20 protein-coding genes are annotated in these 14,174 nt (G+C 70.4%); 11 read left to right on the top strand and 9 right to left on the bottom strand.

What is annotated here, in order from left to right; translation table 11 throughout:
- The coding region (locus ACE3T5_RS05765; RefSeq protein ID WP_374665400.1) for an MFS transporter at positions 1-1,649 on the top strand (1,649 nt) is incomplete at its 5' end.
- Positions 1,650-1,669: 20 nt separating this feature from the next.
- On the opposite strand, the gene ACE3T5_RS05760 is transcribed toward ACE3T5_RS05765, so the two are convergent.
- Positions 1,670-2,338, bottom strand: coding sequence for a hypothetical protein (locus ACE3T5_RS05760; RefSeq protein WP_374665398.1), 669 nt, complete (start codon positions 2,336-2,338; stop codon positions 1,670-1,672).
- Positions 2,339-2,420: 82 nt separating this feature from the next.
- Positions 2,421-3,200 carry a ferritin-like domain-containing protein gene (locus ACE3T5_RS05755; protein ID WP_374665396.1) on the bottom strand — a complete coding sequence of 260 codons (780 nt, stop codon included), beginning with the start codon at positions 3,198-3,200 and terminating at the stop codon, positions 2,421-2,423.
- Positions 3,201-3,423: 223 nt separating this feature from the next.
- Between ACE3T5_RS05755 and ACE3T5_RS05750 the strand changes: the two genes are divergently transcribed.
- From ACE3T5_RS05750 to infA, 3 genes are read left to right on the top strand one after another with little or no spacing between them, the layout of a single operon-like run.
- Entirely contained in the window at positions 3,424-3,639 is a 216-nt protein-coding gene (locus ACE3T5_RS05750) for a cold-shock protein (RefSeq protein WP_374665394.1), read from the top strand.
- Positions 3,636-3,911, top strand: coding sequence for a hypothetical protein (locus ACE3T5_RS05745; protein WP_374665392.1), 276 nt, complete (start codon positions 3,636-3,638; stop codon positions 3,909-3,911). The genes ACE3T5_RS05750 and ACE3T5_RS05745 overlap by 4 nt, the downstream gene beginning before the upstream one ends.
- A gap of 40 nt (positions 3,912-3,951) precedes the next feature.
- Complete coding sequence (gene infA, locus ACE3T5_RS05740; protein ID WP_374665390.1) at positions 3,952-4,224, top strand: translation initiation factor IF-1; 273 nt, start codon at positions 3,952-3,954, stop codon at positions 4,222-4,224.
- Between the two features lie 52 nt (positions 4,225-4,276).
- On the opposite strand, the gene ACE3T5_RS05735 is transcribed toward infA, so the two are convergent.
- Positions 4,277-5,098, bottom strand: coding sequence for an amidohydrolase (locus ACE3T5_RS05735; RefSeq protein ID WP_374665388.1), 822 nt, complete (start codon positions 5,096-5,098; stop codon positions 4,277-4,279).
- Positions 5,099-5,133: 35 nt separating this feature from the next.
- Between ACE3T5_RS05735 and ACE3T5_RS05730 the strand changes: the two genes are divergently transcribed.
- The 4 genes from ACE3T5_RS05730 to ACE3T5_RS05715 all read left to right on the top strand — a co-directional run bounded on the left by ACE3T5_RS05730 (position 5,134) and on the right by ACE3T5_RS05715 (position 8,478).
- Positions 5,134-5,895, top strand: coding sequence for a GntR family transcriptional regulator (locus ACE3T5_RS05730; RefSeq protein ID WP_374665386.1), 762 nt, complete (start codon positions 5,134-5,136; stop codon positions 5,893-5,895).
- 21 nt (positions 5,896-5,916) lie between these two features.
- Positions 5,917-6,918 carry a tripartite tricarboxylate transporter substrate binding protein gene (locus ACE3T5_RS05725; protein WP_374665383.1) on the top strand — a complete coding sequence of 334 codons (1,002 nt, stop codon included), beginning with the start codon at positions 5,917-5,919 and terminating at the stop codon, positions 6,916-6,918.
- Between the two features lie 62 nt (positions 6,919-6,980).
- Positions 6,981-7,508: a gamma carbonic anhydrase family protein gene (locus tag ACE3T5_RS05720; protein WP_374665381.1), complete on the top strand. Its 528-nt coding sequence runs from the start codon at positions 6,981-6,983 to the stop codon at positions 7,506-7,508.
- Between the two features lie 10 nt (positions 7,509-7,518).
- Positions 7,519-8,478, top strand: a complete 960-nt coding sequence (locus ACE3T5_RS05715) for an Hsp33 family molecular chaperone HslO (RefSeq protein ID WP_374665379.1) — start codon at positions 7,519-7,521, stop codon at positions 8,476-8,478.
- 13 nt (positions 8,479-8,491) lie between these two features.
- Here the strand turns inward: ACE3T5_RS05715 and ACE3T5_RS05710 are convergent, their stop codons facing one another.
- Complete coding sequence (locus tag ACE3T5_RS05710) at positions 8,492-9,709, bottom strand: hypothetical protein (protein WP_374665377.1); 1,218 nt, start codon at positions 9,707-9,709, stop codon at positions 8,492-8,494.
- A 98-nt stretch (positions 9,710-9,807) separates the two neighbouring features.
- Between ACE3T5_RS05710 and ACE3T5_RS05705 the strand changes: the two genes are divergently transcribed.
- From ACE3T5_RS05705 to ACE3T5_RS05695, 3 genes are all read left to right on the top strand, one after another.
- The gene (locus ACE3T5_RS05705) at positions 9,808-10,245 is read left to right on the top strand and encodes a VOC family protein (protein ID WP_374665375.1); all 438 of its coding nucleotides are present in this window, start codon (positions 9,808-9,810) and stop codon (positions 10,243-10,245) included.
- 82 nt (positions 10,246-10,327) lie between these two features.
- Positions 10,328-10,543 carry a hypothetical protein gene (locus tag ACE3T5_RS05700; RefSeq protein WP_374665373.1) on the top strand — a complete coding sequence of 72 codons (216 nt, stop codon included), beginning with the start codon at positions 10,328-10,330 and terminating at the stop codon, positions 10,541-10,543.
- Positions 10,544-10,546: 3 nt separating this feature from the next.
- Positions 10,547-10,846 carry a type II toxin-antitoxin system RelE/ParE family toxin gene (locus tag ACE3T5_RS05695; RefSeq protein WP_374665371.1) on the top strand — a complete coding sequence of 100 codons (300 nt, stop codon included), beginning with the start codon at positions 10,547-10,549 and terminating at the stop codon, positions 10,844-10,846.
- A 120-nt stretch (positions 10,847-10,966) separates the two neighbouring features.
- Here ACE3T5_RS05695 and ACE3T5_RS05690 read toward each other — a convergent pair whose 3' ends face one another.
- The 5 genes from ACE3T5_RS05690 to ACE3T5_RS05670 are packed head-to-tail and all read right to left on the bottom strand — an operon-like array spanning position 10,967 to position 14,171.
- A complete protein-coding gene (locus ACE3T5_RS05690) occupies positions 10,967-11,614 on the bottom strand; it encodes an AAA family ATPase (RefSeq protein WP_374665368.1) in 648 nt (215 codons plus the stop codon).
- The gene (gene pnuC, locus ACE3T5_RS05685; protein WP_374665487.1) at positions 11,611-12,213 is read right to left on the bottom strand and encodes a nicotinamide riboside transporter PnuC; all 603 of its coding nucleotides are present in this window, start codon (positions 12,211-12,213) and stop codon (positions 11,611-11,613) included. The genes ACE3T5_RS05690 and pnuC overlap by 4 nt, the downstream gene beginning before the upstream one ends.
- Before the next feature lie 48 nt (positions 12,214-12,261).
- A complete protein-coding gene (locus tag ACE3T5_RS05680) occupies positions 12,262-12,492 on the bottom strand; it encodes a septum formation initiator family protein (RefSeq protein ID WP_374665485.1) in 231 nt (76 codons plus the stop codon).
- A 52-nt stretch (positions 12,493-12,544) separates the two neighbouring features.
- Complete coding sequence (gene eno / locus ACE3T5_RS05675) at positions 12,545-13,834, bottom strand: phosphopyruvate hydratase (protein ID WP_374665366.1); 1,290 nt, start codon at positions 13,832-13,834, stop codon at positions 12,545-12,547.
- A 46-nt stretch (positions 13,835-13,880) separates the two neighbouring features.
- Positions 13,881-14,171 (bottom strand): DUF1330 domain-containing protein, encoded by a 291-nt coding sequence (locus ACE3T5_RS05670; protein WP_374665364.1) that lies wholly within the window; start codon positions 14,169-14,171, stop codon positions 13,881-13,883.
- Positions 14,172-14,174: the final 3 nt, after the last annotated feature.

Genomic DNA, 14,174 nt, shown 5'->3' with positions numbered 1-14,174 from the left:
AGGGCATTCCCCTCGGCTTCGCGGCCACGGCGGTGGCGGCGCAGCTGCGCCGCCAGGGCGTGGGGCCGGCGGAGATCGGTGCCTTCGTGGCTTCGTTCTACCTGCCCTGGGCCTTCAAGTGGGCCTTCGGGCCTTTCGTGGATGTGTTCCGCTCGCAGCGCTGGGGCCATCGGCGCGGCTGGATCCTGCTGACCCAGATGGTGATGGTCGCCACGCTGCTGCTGCTGATCCCGATCCCGCTGCCCGAGAGCCTGGGCCTCTTCACCGCCATCCTGCTGGTGCACAACACCTTTGGCGCCATCCAGGACGTGGCGATCGACTCGCTGGCGTGCAACACGCTGGATGAGCACGAGCGCGGGCTCGCCAATGGCCTGATGTTCGCGGGTGCCTCGGTCGGGCAGGCCATCGGCGGCAGCGGCGTGCTGTTCCTCATGGCGTACACCGGCTTCCAGGGCAGCTTCGTCGTGGTGGCGGCGGCCATCGCCGCGGTGACGCTGGCAGTGGTGCTGCCGATGCGCGAGGCGCTGGCGCCGGTCACGGCGACCGCCGCCACGGGCGGTGCGCTGCTGCGGCAGGCGGCCGCCGAGATGCGCGGCTTCGCGGTGCAGGCCTTCCAGTCGTTCCTGGGCACGCGCGGGGCCTTCCGGGGCCTGTTCTTCACCTTGCTGCCGGCTGGTGCCATGTCGCTCGGGCTGGCGCTGCAGTCGAACCTGGCGGTGGAGTTCGGCATGAAGGACGACGCACTGGCCGCCCTGAACCTGTGGTCGTCGCTGATCGCCGCCGCCGCCATGGTGTGGGGCGGCTGGCTGAGCGACCGCTGGGGGCGCCGCCGCACGCTGGCGGTGTACCTCGCCGGGATGAGCCTGCCCGTCCTGTATCTGCTGTGGGTCCTGCGGCAGAACGGCTACGACATGCCGCGGGCGCCAGGGGGCGAGCCGCTGCCCGCGCTCATCACCGGGCTGTGGATCGCCACGCTGTCGTACGCGCTGTTCCAGGGGCTGATGTACGGCACGCGCGCGGCCATCATGATGGACGTGACGAACCCGCGCGTGGCCGCGACGCAGTTCACCGCCTACATGGCGATGATGAACCTCGCCATCGCCTTCGCCGCCACCTGGCAGGGCGCCGCCGTGGAGGCCTGGGGCTACCAGGTGACGCTGATCGTCGACGCGATCACCGGTCCCCTGTGCGTGCTGCTGCTGCCGGCCATGGTGCGCAGCGAGCGCTTCACCGATGCACTGGCATCGGCGCGGGCGCGGCAGCTTGCCCTGGTGCTGGGCATCGCCTGCCTCAGCTGGCTGGTCTACCTGCCGAACCAGGCGGTGCTGGGTCGCGGGCAGGCCGTGGCGGGCACGTTCTACACGCTGGTGTTCGTCGCCTCGGCACTGTTCCTGCTGGCAGGGCGCGAGGTGCTGGGCGATACCTTCGGCCGTGGCCGGCAACTGGCGGCGTGGCTGGCGCTCGGCCTGCTGCTGATGTACCTGCGCAAGTTCGTGCCCGGGCTGGCCGGGCAGCCGCTGCTGCATGGCCTGGCGCAGGGCGTGCTGTACGCCGTGCCGCTGGCGGCCGGGCTGTGGCTGCTGATGCTGTCGCGAAAGGGCTGGGAAGCGATGACGCCCGCACCGGAGGGTGCAGGGCCAGGGGGTTGAGGCCGCGCGGGTGCCGCGCCTCAGCGGCTGGGCGGCAGCGGGTCCAGCCCGGCGGGCTGCGTCTTCTCGAAGCCGCGGCCGGCACTCGCCTTGGACTGGTACTCGCTGTCCATCTGCGCGAGCAGGCGGTCCAGCTCGGCGCGGCGGTCGCTGCCGCCAGCGGCCTGCAGGTTCGTCGGCCCGGCGATCACGCCGGCGGAGGGCTCTTCCACCAGATCGTCGCGGACGGTGGTTTCCTGGAAGTCGCGGCCCTCGTTGGCCCACACGTGCGGCGGCGGCAGGGCCGGGCAGTCGGATTCGTTGTCCAGCACCACCTGCCACGAGATGCCCATCAGCCATTGCTCGGCCACCGGGTCGAAGGTGTGCACGCGGGTGATCAGCGCGTTCTGCAGCGCGACCAGGTAGAGCATGAGACGCGGGTCCCAGTGGCGGATGGCGATTCGCCAGTGGATGCCGGCCTCGCCATTGCGGGACTTGGCGGTCAGCATGTCGGCGGTCACCCAGGTGGGCGGGATACCGTACCGCGCGAGCGTGTCGCGCAGGGCGTTGACCAGCACCTCGCGGCGTTGCGGGCCGGTGGTGGGCGCGAGCGACTTGGAGTTGTTCGTCGAGGCGAACCCCGTGCGCAACTGCGTGTGGGGGGCCTGCGCCTTGTCACCCGCCCCAAGCCAACGATCCAGCAACCCCATGCAACTGCTCCTGCCGCGGCAAACCCGCCATCACGCATTTTGCGCCCAAGTCAGGGGCACGCGGAAGGGGCGCGCGCGGGCGTCAGCCTTCCAGGGCCTGGAGCTCCTCGGGGGCGAATCCGGCCGCGCGGCGGGCCGCCAGGTTGAACGGCCCGCGCAGGCGGGGCGCCCCGTGCACGCGGGCGAGTTCGGCGTAGGTGGTCACGGGGTCCAGCCCGCGCTCGGCGCAGAGCACGCGGTACCAGTGGTTGCCCACCGCCACGTGGCCGACCTCGTCACGCAGGATGATCGAGAGGATCTCCGCGCCGCGCGCATCGCCCACGCGCGCCAGCTTGTCGCGGATCGGCGGCGCGGCGTCCAGGCCGCGCGCCTCCAGGGTGCGCGGCACCAGGGCCAGGCGCGCCAGCAGGTCATGGCGGGTCTTCTGCGCCATCTCCCACAGGCCGTTGTGCGCGTCGAAGTCGCCGTAGTCGTGCCCCAGGCCGCGCAGGTGCTCGCGCAGCAGCTCGAAGTGCAAAGCCTCTTCGCGCGCGATGTTCAGCCATTGGCGGTAGAAGGCCACGGGCATGGCGTGAAAGCGCCACACCACGTCGCAGGCGAGGTCGATGGCGTTGAACTCGATGTGCGCCAGCGCGTGCAGCAGCGCCGCGCGGCCTTCGGGCGTGCCCACCGCGCGCTGCGTCAGGCTGGCGGGGGGCACCAGGCGCGGCCGCGCCGGGCGCCCCGGCAGGCCGGGCGGCTCTTCGAGGATCTCGTCCGCGCCGACGTCTCCCTCGATCGGAAGCGCGCGCGCGGCCGCCGCCTTGCGCGTCGGATCGGGCTGTTGCAGCACGGCCATGGCCTGCCGGCGAAGGGTGGTCATGGCAGGAAGGATAGCCGTGTCGCGCGCGGAAGGCGTCGATGGGGTATGATGCGCCTTGCTGACGTTCCACAAGAACCTGCATCTACAGGCTGCTCTACCCCTGTCCCCGTGTTCGCGGCGGGCCGTTGTTGATTCTCCCCCCGATGGTTTTCTTGGCGTTCGCACCGCGCGGCGCTGCCATGGCCTGTGCGGCCTTTTCCCCATTCCATCGAAGGAACAAGACATGACGACCAACCAGACCGGAACCGTGAAGTGGTTCAACGAGAGCAAGGGCTACGGCTTCATCTCCCCGGACGGCGGCGGCAAGGACCTCTTTGCCCACTTCCGCGAAATCCGCACCGAGGGCTACAAGACCCTGGCCGAGAACGCCCGCGTGCAGTTCGACGTGGCTGAAGGCCCCAAGGGCCTGCAGGCCGCCAACATCCGGCCGATGGCTTGATCCTGGCAGCCTCGACCCACTGCCCCTCTCCCGCGGCCGACGCAGCACCCCTGCAGGTCGGCCGGTACCTCGTGACACCGCTCATCGGCCGGCTGGCCGGCGGGTGGTTCGCGGGCTCGGTTTCCATCCGACCCGGCTGCGGCCGCGCCACGCCTGAGCGCGTGCTGCGGCTCACGCGGCTGTTCCGCAGCTCGGGCGAGGCCGTGGCGCATGCCCACGCCGAAGCCCTGCGCTGGATCCGTGGGGCGCCGCAGCGCCCCCTGGCGGCTTGACCGCCCCTGCCGCGCACGCGGCGCAGCCCGGAGATGCCACATGGCCAAGGAAGAACTGATCGAGATGCGCGGTCGGGTGGACGAAGTCCTGCCTGACTCGCGATTCCGCGTGACGCTGGAGAACGGCCACGAGCTCATCGCCTACAACGGCGGCAAGATGCGCAAGAACCGCATCCGCGTGATCGCCGGCGATGATGTGACGCTGGAGCTGTCGCCCTACGACCTGAACAAGGGGCGGATCATGTTCCGCCACCTGCCGGAGCGGCGCGCGCCGGTCGGCGGTGCCCAGCGGCGGCCACCGGTCCGACGCTGATGCAAGAAGGGGCCTCGGGCCCCTTTTTTTTCTTGGGCGGCCCGCCCGCTGCTCAGCGCTGCCAGTACACCTGCTGCGCATTCGTGCCCCGCGCCTGTGCGGCCGCGGCGGCGCCCACCCAATCGTCCGCCTCGGCCTTCAACCGGGCGTAGTCCGCCTGCGCCTCGTGGTTCGTGCACGGCCAGTCGCTGCCCCAGAGCAGCGCCCCTGGGCCGAGCGTCGCGAGCCAGCGGCGCGCCAGCACGGCGGCATCGCGCCCGCCTTGCCGATAGGCGCCGCTCAAGGTGACGTGCACCCGTGCCCGCGCGGCACGTCGTTCCAGTGCGGCAAAGGTGGCGTCGCCCACCGAAGCGGACTCGGGCCGCGCCAGATGGTCCACCACCAGCGGCAGGTGCGCCGGCAATCGCGCCAGCACGCCGGGCAGGGCGCCTGTGTCGGTGTGCAGCTCCACGTGCCAGCCGAACTCGCCCAGCAGGTCCCACAGCGGGCTCGCCGTTGACCAGGCTTCGAGGGCCTGCGCCGCGCCCGCCAGGTTGAGCCGGATGCCGCGCACGCCGGCCGCATCCAGGGCCGCCAGCGTGGCGCGGTCTGTCGTGGGTGCCACGACGGCGATGCCGCGCAGCGTGTCGCGCCGCTGCGCCAGCGTGCGCAGCAGCAGCCGGTTGTCCGTCCCCAGGAAGCTGGGCTGCACCAGCACGCCGTGCCGGATGCCGCAGGCGACGGCCGCGGCCTCCCAGGCCGCGAGGGTGGCGGCGTAGCCTGGCACGTAGCGCGCGCCGGGCACTGCCACGCCGGCCCCGAACACGTGGAAGTGCACGTCCACCGGCGCGGCAGGGCGCGCGGCGAGATCAGGTTTTGACAGCGTCGGAGTCACCGGCTACATTCTAGTCATCTAGAGGACTATTTGTCATGCCTCAGGCGCTTGATCATCGAAACCGCCCGCCGGCCGCGCTGGCGCAGCCGGGCCTCAGCCGCTACGGCGGCCTGGCCGCTGCGCTGCGCGAGCGCATCCTCATGGGGGAGTGGGCCGCGGGTGACGCGATCCCGGCCGAGGCGGCGCTGGCGCGCGCCTACGGCGTGGCGCTGGGCACGATCCGCCAGGCCATCGCCCTGCTGGTGGAAGACGGCCTGCTGGAGCGCCAGCATGGCAAGGGCACCTTCGTCTCGCGCGGGCTGGTCGGCGCCTCGCTGCTGCGCTTCTTCCGCTTCCGCTCGGCCGATGGTGGTGAGGCCGCGCCGCAATCCCGCATCGTCGGGCGTCGCCTGCGGCCGGCCACGGCGGCCGAGGCCGCGGCCTTCGCGGCCGGGCCCGGCGCCCAGGTGCTGCAGCTCGAACGCGTGCGCAGCCAGGGCGGTGAGCCGTGCCTGCTGGAATCCATCGTGCTGCCGCTGCCGCTGTTCGGGCCGCTCGCCGAGTCTGACCCCGACGAGTGGGGCGACCTGCTGTACCCCGAGTACCTGGCGCGCTGCGGCGTGCGCATCCACCACGCGAGCGACCACCTGAGCTTCGGTCGCCTCACCACGGCACAGTCGCGCCGCCTGCGCCTGGAGGCCGGCCATCCCTGCGTGCTGGTGCGGCGGGAGGCCTTCGACCTCGCCGGCCGCTGTGTGGAACTGCGCGCCACGCGCGGCGATGCCTTCGCTTTCGAATACACCGCCCAGGTGCGGTGACCCCCTACCAAGGAGACTTCCATGCCCATCCCCACCCCGCGCCTGCCCGCGCGCCGCGCCGCGTGCGCCCTGATCGCCGGCATCGGCGCAGCGTCCATGTTCACACCGGCACTGGCCCAGCCCGCTGCCTGGCCCACGCGTCCGGTCACGCTGGTGGTGACCTATCCGCCCGGCGGTGGCGCTGATGCGATGGCGCGGCTCATCGCGCCCCGCCTGGGCGAGGCCCTCGGCCAGCAGGTGGTGGTGGAGAACAAGCCCGGCGCCGGCGGCCAGATTGGCGCGGCGGCGGTGGCCAAGGCCGCGCCCGATGGCTACACGCTGATGCTGGACGCCTCCTCCTTCGCGGTGAACCCGGCCCTGTACAGCAAGCTGCCCTACGACACCGCCAAGGCTTTTCGTCCCATCGGCCTGATCGCCCAGTTCCCGAACGTGGTGCTGGTCAACGCCCAGTTCCCGCCCCGCAACGTGGGCGACCTGATCACCGCCGCCCGCGCGAAGAAGGACGCGGTGTCCTTCGCGTCGTCCGGCAACGGGTCCGCGCAGCACCTGGCCGGCGCGCTGTTCGAGTCGGCCGCCAAGGTGGACATGGTGCACGTGCCCTACAAGGGCGGCGGTCCGGCACTGAACGACGTGATCGGCGGGCAGGTGCCGCTCTTCTTCGGCAACCTCGCCTCCACGCTGCAGCATGTGCAGGGCGGCAAGTTGCGCGCACTTGCAGTCACCTCGGCACGCCGCTCGCCGATCCTGCCGGACGTGCCGACGCTGGCCGAGGCCGGCCTGCCGGGCACCGAGATCTACGAGTGGAACGCGGTGTTCGCCCCGGCCGGCACGCCCGACGCGGTGGTCGACAAGCTCGCCGCCGCCTTGCAGAAGGCCTTGGACGCGCCCGACGTGAAGGCGCGCATCGCGCAACTCGGCGGCGAGTCGCAGAAGGGCACGCCCGATTCGGCCGCGCAGTTCATCCGCGCGCAGATGGCGCTGTGGGCGCGCGTGGTCAAGGAGCGCGGCATCACGGTCGAGTAGGGGCACGACGCGCCCCACGCGCCCTCCCTACAATGCCGTCTTTCCCTGCAAGGCGGCAAGAGATGGCGATCTACGAACTCGACGGCGTGACCCCCCAGCTCGGCGAGGGGGCCTGGGTGGCCGACAGCGCCCAGGTGATCGGCCTGGTGGAGCTGGGCGAGAACGCGAGCGTCTGGTACGGCGCGGTGGTGCGTGGCGACACGGGCGAGACCATCCGCATCGGCCGCAACAGCAACATCCAGGATCTGTCGGTGCTGCACGCCGACTTCGGCAAGCCGCTCACCATCGGTGACGATGTGACGGTGGGCCACCAGGTGATGCTGCACGGCTGCACCATCGGCGACAACACGCTCATCGGCATCCAGGCCGTGGTGCTGAACGGCGCCAAGATCGGCCGCAACTGCATCGTGGGTGCGGGCAGCGTGGTGACCGAGGGCAAGGAATTCCCGGACAACTCGCTCATCATCGGCGCGCCCGCCAAGGTGGCCCGCACGCTGGACGACGAGGCCGCGCGCCGTATCGCGCAGAGCGCCGCGCACTACGTCGAGAACGCGCGCCGCCATGGCCGCGGCCTCAAGCGAGTGGGCTGAGCGCTGATCGATGTCTGACCTGCACAAGTTCCTGTTCGAAGGCCTGCCGGTGCGCGGCGTGTTCGTGCGGCTGGATGACGCCTGGCAGGAGATCCTGCGCCGCCGCCAGGCGGCCGGCGAGGGCTGGGCCGCCCCGGTGAGCGAGCTGATGGGCGAGATGGCCGCCGCTGCCGTGCTGATGCAGGCCAACATCAAGTTCAACGGCGCCCTGGTGATGCAGATCTTCGGCGAGGGCCCCGTCAAGGTGGCGGTGGCCGAGGTGCAGCCCGACTTGAGCCTGCGCGTCACGGCCAAGGTGATGGGCGACGTGGCCGAAGACGCCACGTTGCAGGCGCTGGTGAACGTGGGCGGCCGTGGCCGCTGCGCCATCACGCTGGACCCCAAGGACAAGTTGCCGGGCCAGCAGCCCTACCAGGGCGTGGTGCCGCTCAATGCCTCGCTGACCGAGGGCCAGCCACGCCTGGCCGGCGTGCTGGAGCACTACATGCGCCAGTCGGAGCAGCTCGACACGCGGCTGCTGCTGGCAGCGGATGGCCAGCATGCCGCCGGCCTGCTGATCCAGCGGCTGCCGGCCGAGGGCAAGGGCAACCTCGCCGGCGGGCAGCCGATGGAAGCCGAGGAACAGCTGGAGCATTTCAACTGCATCGCGACCCTGGCCGGCAGCGTGACGCGCGAGGAGCTGCTGAGCCTGGATGTGGATACGCTGCTGCGTCGCCTGTTCTGGCAGGAGCGCGTGATGCGCTTCGAGCCGCAGGCACCGCGCTTCGCCTGCACCTGCAGCCGCGACCGGGTGAGCGCGATGATCCGCGCGCTGGGTCAGGCCGAAGCCGACTCCATCATCGCGGAGCAGGGCGTCATCGACGTCGGCTGCGACTTCTGCGGTTTGCACTACCGCTTCGACGCGGTGGATGCCGCGCGCCTGTTCATGGCGCCGGGGGATCAGCCGCCGGTGAATCCGGGCGTGCACTGAGGTCCCTGCAGCCTCACGGCCGCAGGCACGCCTCCAGCGTGGATCGCGCGGCCGCGTCCGGCAGCAGCACCGGGTTGCCATTGGTGGGGTAGTGCAGCTGCGTATTGGCCTCGAAGGGCTCGTCAGGAATGCGCACCGGCTGGGCACTGGCCAGGTCCAGCTCCGGCCCGCCGCGGATGGGGGCCCGCGCGGCCAGTGCCAGGTTCTGCGCCTTGCAGGTCGGCCCGAAATCCTGCCAGTACAGCCACACGCGGCCGTCACCGGCCAGCGAGGCATCGGGCACGCTGGCCTGGTCCACCACCTTCTCCAGCGGCGACCAGCGGATCAGGTCGCTGCTGGTGGTGCGCCAGATGGATCGGCTGCACAACTCGCACAGGCGGCCACCCGAGCAGCCGCTGTTGCTGGCGATGCCCTTCACGAACAGCGCCCACGTGCCATCGGCGCGTCGAGCGGCAGCCGCGTCCGACAGCAGCAGGCCGGTGGCGGCCCCGTCGAGCACTGTCGTGGACTCGCCCCAGGCCAGATCAGCCAGCGTCGTCGCGGCGGTGCGGCGCACGCAGATGGACGACAGGTCGCTGACGCCGCGCGTGGCGTCGGTCAGCCGCATGAGCATCACCTTGCCATCAGCCATGTGGAAGAGATAGCGGCTGCCGCCATGCTCCACCGCCTGTGAGGTCTTGGCCATCGCCAGGTTGCCCGCGGGCTCGCACCCGGCGGCACTGGAGCGGCTGAGGGCGCGCACCGCGGCCTCATCGACCACCGGGCAGGCCCCTTCGTGGATCAGCAACGCCATGGACCCGCGCGCGTCGCCCGGCGGCGTGTTGGCCGTCATCTGCCAGCGGCCGTTGGCGAGGCGACTGAACACCGGGTCCCCATAGGGCCGTGCGCCGGTGCCGCGCACCTGCCAGGTGAGCACGCTGCGCTGGTACGCCGTGATCGTGTGGCCATCGGTGGTGAGGCCGATGCGGACGCTGTTGCCGGAGGGGGTGACGTCCTGGTACAGGAAGGCGCTGGCGGGCGATGTCGTGGGCGCTGGCGCTGGCGCCGGCGAAGGGGCGGGGGCGGGGGCGGGAGAAGGAGCCGGCGAGGTTGCTGGTGAGGCAGCGGGCGCGGGCGGGGCAACCGGCTCCGCCGTCGTTGGGCCAGAGCCTCCCCCACCGCCACAGCCCGCCGTGATCGCAGCACCCAGTGCGAGCCAGGCCAGGCGTGTGCGGAAGGACAGCGGTGCCATGCCCCGGATTGGGCGCCGGCTTCACGTCGGCGTCAACCGCCTGCGCGCGCGCGCCGCGTGACAGCCGGCACTTGACGCAACCGGGCACCAATCACACGATGGCTTTCCTGATCAAGCCCAAGGAGGCCAGCGCCATGCAGTCCTACGACGACATCTACAAGACCACCGGCGCCTTCAGCTGGACCGAGCTGGTGACGCCCGATCCCCAGGCCGCGCTTGCCTTCTACGGCCAGATGTTCGGCTGGACCAGTGAAGCGATGAACATGGGGCAGGGCGACTACCACGTGATCAAGGCGGGCGGCACCTCGGTGGGCGGCATCATGTCCGCCCCGCCGGATGCGCAGGGCGCCCCGGCGATGTGGTGCGCCTACGTGACCGTGCCCGACACCGATGCCGCCGTCGACAAGTGCGTGGCGCTGGGCGGCCGCGTCTGCGCAGGGCCGATGGACATCCCCTCGGTCGGGCGCTTTGCCGTGCTGCAGGATCCGCAGGGGGCGGTGTTCAACGTGATCGCGTACGTGCCGCCTTCGGCCTAGTGCAGCGCGTGGTGCGGAGGGCTGGCACTCCAGATGCCTCAGCGCAGTTGGTGTTTCGCTGCCGGCCGAGTACCATTGGCTTATGCAAGTAGCTACCGGCACCGTCATCAACGGGAAGATTGTGGTCGAAGGCGTCGATCTGCCTGAGGGATTGGTTGTGGCCGTTCTTGCGCGTGGTGCGGATGAAGCGTTTGCGCTCAGTGCTGAAGACGAAGACGAGCTTCTTGCTGCCATCTCCGAGATGGAGCATGGCGAATACGTAACCATCGACGATCTGCTTCGTGAGTTGCCCCGATAGACGATGACGCTGCGCGTCAAGATATCGTCGCGCGCCGCTGCTCAGATTCGTCGCGCCGCTGACTGGTGGGCGGACAACCGTGCCAGCGCGCCCGGAGCGATCGCTCAGGATCTTGAGGAATGCGTTGCGCTCTTAGCGGATCAGCCACGGATCGGGAGTATGTACAGCGGCACACGCGTTGGCCAGGTCCGACGTCTGTACATGGGCCGCGTGGGCTACTTCATCTACTACTGCGTCAACGGTGACGATCTTCAAGTCTTGGCGTTCTGGCATGCACGGCGCGGGCGCCAACCGCGCCTGTGAGGCATCACAAGCCAATGGACTGGCCTAAGTGCTACGACTGCGGCGCTCAGGCGCAGCGCAGGTCACCGTGGTGATCGACAGTGCAATGGCGTGACGTGCGTGGCGGTTCGGATCAGGGCCTCAGACCCCTTGGCCGCCCCTCGCGCCCACCAGCCGCGTGAACAGATGCCGCTCGCAGGTTCCGTCCCCACAGCGTTCGCAGCAGGCAGCAAGCGCGGCGCCACCGTCCCCGAGATCGTCCGCCTCACCCAGCGCACGCAGCGCGTGCGCCAGGCGCTGCGGCCCATTGCCGTAGACCACCTGATAGGGCACCTCGCCCCGCGCCAGCAGCTCGCGCACCTGCGCGTCGACCGGCGGGCGCACGTGCGGGCCGTCGCGCTGCAGGCCGTCGGCGACCCAGGGCAGGTCGAGGCCGGTGACCAGCGTGGCGTGGTAGGTGCGCTGGCGCTGCAGGGCGAACTGCAGCAGCGAGCCGTCGGCGAAGAGCATCGCGCTGTAGACGGCCACCATCACCGCCGTGGTGTCGGCGATCACGATCTCGGCGCCGCTGGCCGCTGCTTCGTCCACGCGCCTCTCCTGTTCGCGTGCGATCGGCTCCTGCTCCTCGGGGCGGGGCGTGCGGCCCTCGCGCGCGCACCACTCGCGCAGCACCTCGTCCACCACGATCACGCGGCGGCCGCGCGAGCGCCAGTGGGTGGCCAGGTCGGCCGCGAGCTGCGTCTTGCCGGTGCTCTCGGCGCCCAGCAGGGCGATGCGGCGCGCGGTCACAGCCGGGCCTTCCAGGCGCGCCAGCCCGCCACGCTGAGCGCGATGAACAGCACGTAGAGGCCAGTGGTGAGCCACAGCCCCTTGTAGGCGAACAGGCCCACGCTAACGATGTTGACGACGATCCACACCAGCCAGTTCTCGATGAACTTGCGGCCCAGGAGGATCTGGCCGACCACGCTCACGGCCGTGGGGAAGGCATCCCACCAGGGCACGTCGGTATCCGTGAAGGTGAGCAGGAAGGCGCCGGTCAGCGGCCAAAGCACCGCGCACGCGGCGAGTACGGCCCAGCGTCCACGGATGGTGAGCCGCGCCACGCGCAGCGCGCTGCCGTCCGCGCGGCGCCCGCGCAGCCACTGGAACCAGCCCCAGCCGGCCACGATCGCAAAGAAGATCTGCAACGACGCATCGCCATAGAGCCGGCTGCGCCAGAAGAGCTCGAAGTACAGCAGCGAGCTGGCGATGGCGAGTGGCCAGCCCCAGTGGATCTCACGGATGTTGCAGCCCACCATGGCCAGCGCCAGCACCACGGCGATGAGCTCCAGCCAGCTCACCGGGGCGCCGAAGGCCGTGAAGGCGGCGGCGAGAAAGGCGTCGGGCAGCACGTGGGGCTGGGTGACGTGAGGGGCCTTGTCCGTGGACGACGCCCGCTACTTCGTCACCTGCACGTAGATCTCGTTCGGCCGCACCATGCCCAGCTCCAGCCGGGCTTTCTCTTCGACCGTCTCCAGGCCTTCCTGCAGGTCGCGCACTTCGGCGGAGAGCCGCTCGTTGGCCTGGGCCGCGACGACGTTGCGGGCCTTCTGCTCGTCGAGCTTGCGCTGCATCTGCGCCACCTCGCCCACGCTGCCGCGGCCGAACCACAGCTGGGCCTGCACCATGCCCAGCAGGCCCAGCAGCAAGGCGGCGACGGCGCGGTGGCTCACGGCGGGCTCAGACGCGGCGCAGGTTGTAGAAGGCGGCGCGGCCGGGGTACTGCGCCACGTCGCCCAGGTCTTCCTCGATGCGCAGGAGCTGGTTGTACTTGGCCATGCGGTCGCTGCGCGAGAGCGAGCCGGTCTTGATCTGGCCGGCGTTGGTGCCCACCGCGATGTCGGCGATGGTGGAGTCCTCGGTCTCGCCGCTGCGGTGGCTGATCACGGCCGTGTAGTTGGCGCGCTTGGCCATCTCGATGGCGGCGAACGTCTCCGACAGGGTGCCGATCTGGTTGATCTTGATCAGGATCGAGTTGGCGATGCCCTTGTCGATGCCTTCCTTCAGGATCTTGGTGTTGGTGACGAACAGGTCGTCGCCCACCAGCTGCACCTTCTGGCCCAGGCGCTCGGTCAGCAGCTTCCAGCCGTCCCAGTCGCCCTCGGCCATGCCGTCCTCGATGCTGATGATCGGGTACTTGGCGACCCAGCTCTCCAGGATGCCGGCCCACTCACCCGCGGGCAGCGAAAGGCCCTCGGCGCCCAGCACGTACTTGCCGTCCTTGTAGAACTCGCTGGAGGCGCAGTCCAGGCCCAGCGCGATCTGCTCGCCCGGGGTGTAGCCGGCCTTCTCGATCGCCTGCAGGATCATCTGGATCGCGGCCTCGTGGTTCTCGACGTTAGGCGCAAAGCCGCCTTCGTCGCCCACCGCGATCGACATGTTCTTGTCGTGAATGATCTTCTTGAGCGCGTGGAAGACCTCGGCGCCGTAGCGCATCGCCTCGCGGAAGCTCGGCGCCCCCACGGGGATGATCATCAGCTCCTGCAGATCGAGGTTGTTGTTGGCGTGCGCGCCGCCGTTGACCACGTTCATCATCGGCACGGGCAGCAGGTTGCCGTTCATGCCGCCGAAGTAGCGGTACAGCGGCAGGCCCGATTCCTCCGCGGCGGCGCGCGCCACGGCCATGGAGACGGCCAGCGTGGCGTTGGCGCCCAGGCGGCTCTTGTTGTCGGTGCCGTCCAGGTCGATCAGGGTCTTGTCCAGGAAGGCCTGCTCGGAGGCATCGAGGCCCAGCACCGACTCGGAGATCTCGGTGTTGATGTGCTCCACGGCCTTGAGCACGCCCTTGCCCAGGTAGCGCTTCGGGTCGCCGTCGCGCAGCTCGATGGCCTCGCGGCTGCCGGTGGAGGCCCCGGAAGGCACGGCCGCGCGGCCCATGGTGCCGGATTCCAGCAGCACGTCGCATTCCACGGTGGGGTTGCCGCGCGAATCCAGGATTTCACGGCCGACGATGTCAACGATGGCGCTCATGGTGCAGTTTCTCTAGTCTTGAAGTTTGGGGTTCTTGGGGGGCGCGTCAGGCGCCTTCGATGAGGGCCATGCGCATCACGGCGATGCCTTCGCGGGCCTTGCGGGCGGCGGTGTACTCGGGTGAGTCGTAGAAGGCGCGCGCGGCCTCCTTGCTCGGGAACTTGAGCATCACCACGCGCTGCAGGCCGGGATCGCCCTCCAGCGTCTCGTGGGCACCGCCGCGGATGCACACCTCGGCTCCGTGGGCCTTCATGGCGATGGTGGAGACGCGCCGGTATTCCTCGTAGGCTACGGGATCCAGGACGTCGACGTTGGCGAAGATGTAGGCGCTGGGCATGGG

The sequence above is a fragment of the Ramlibacter sp. genome (assembly GCF_041916345.1).
In the GTDB taxonomy this organism is placed as follows: domain Bacteria; phylum Pseudomonadota; class Gammaproteobacteria; order Burkholderiales; family Burkholderiaceae_C; genus Ramlibacter.
This window is presented reverse-complemented; position numbering and strand designations above follow the sequence as displayed.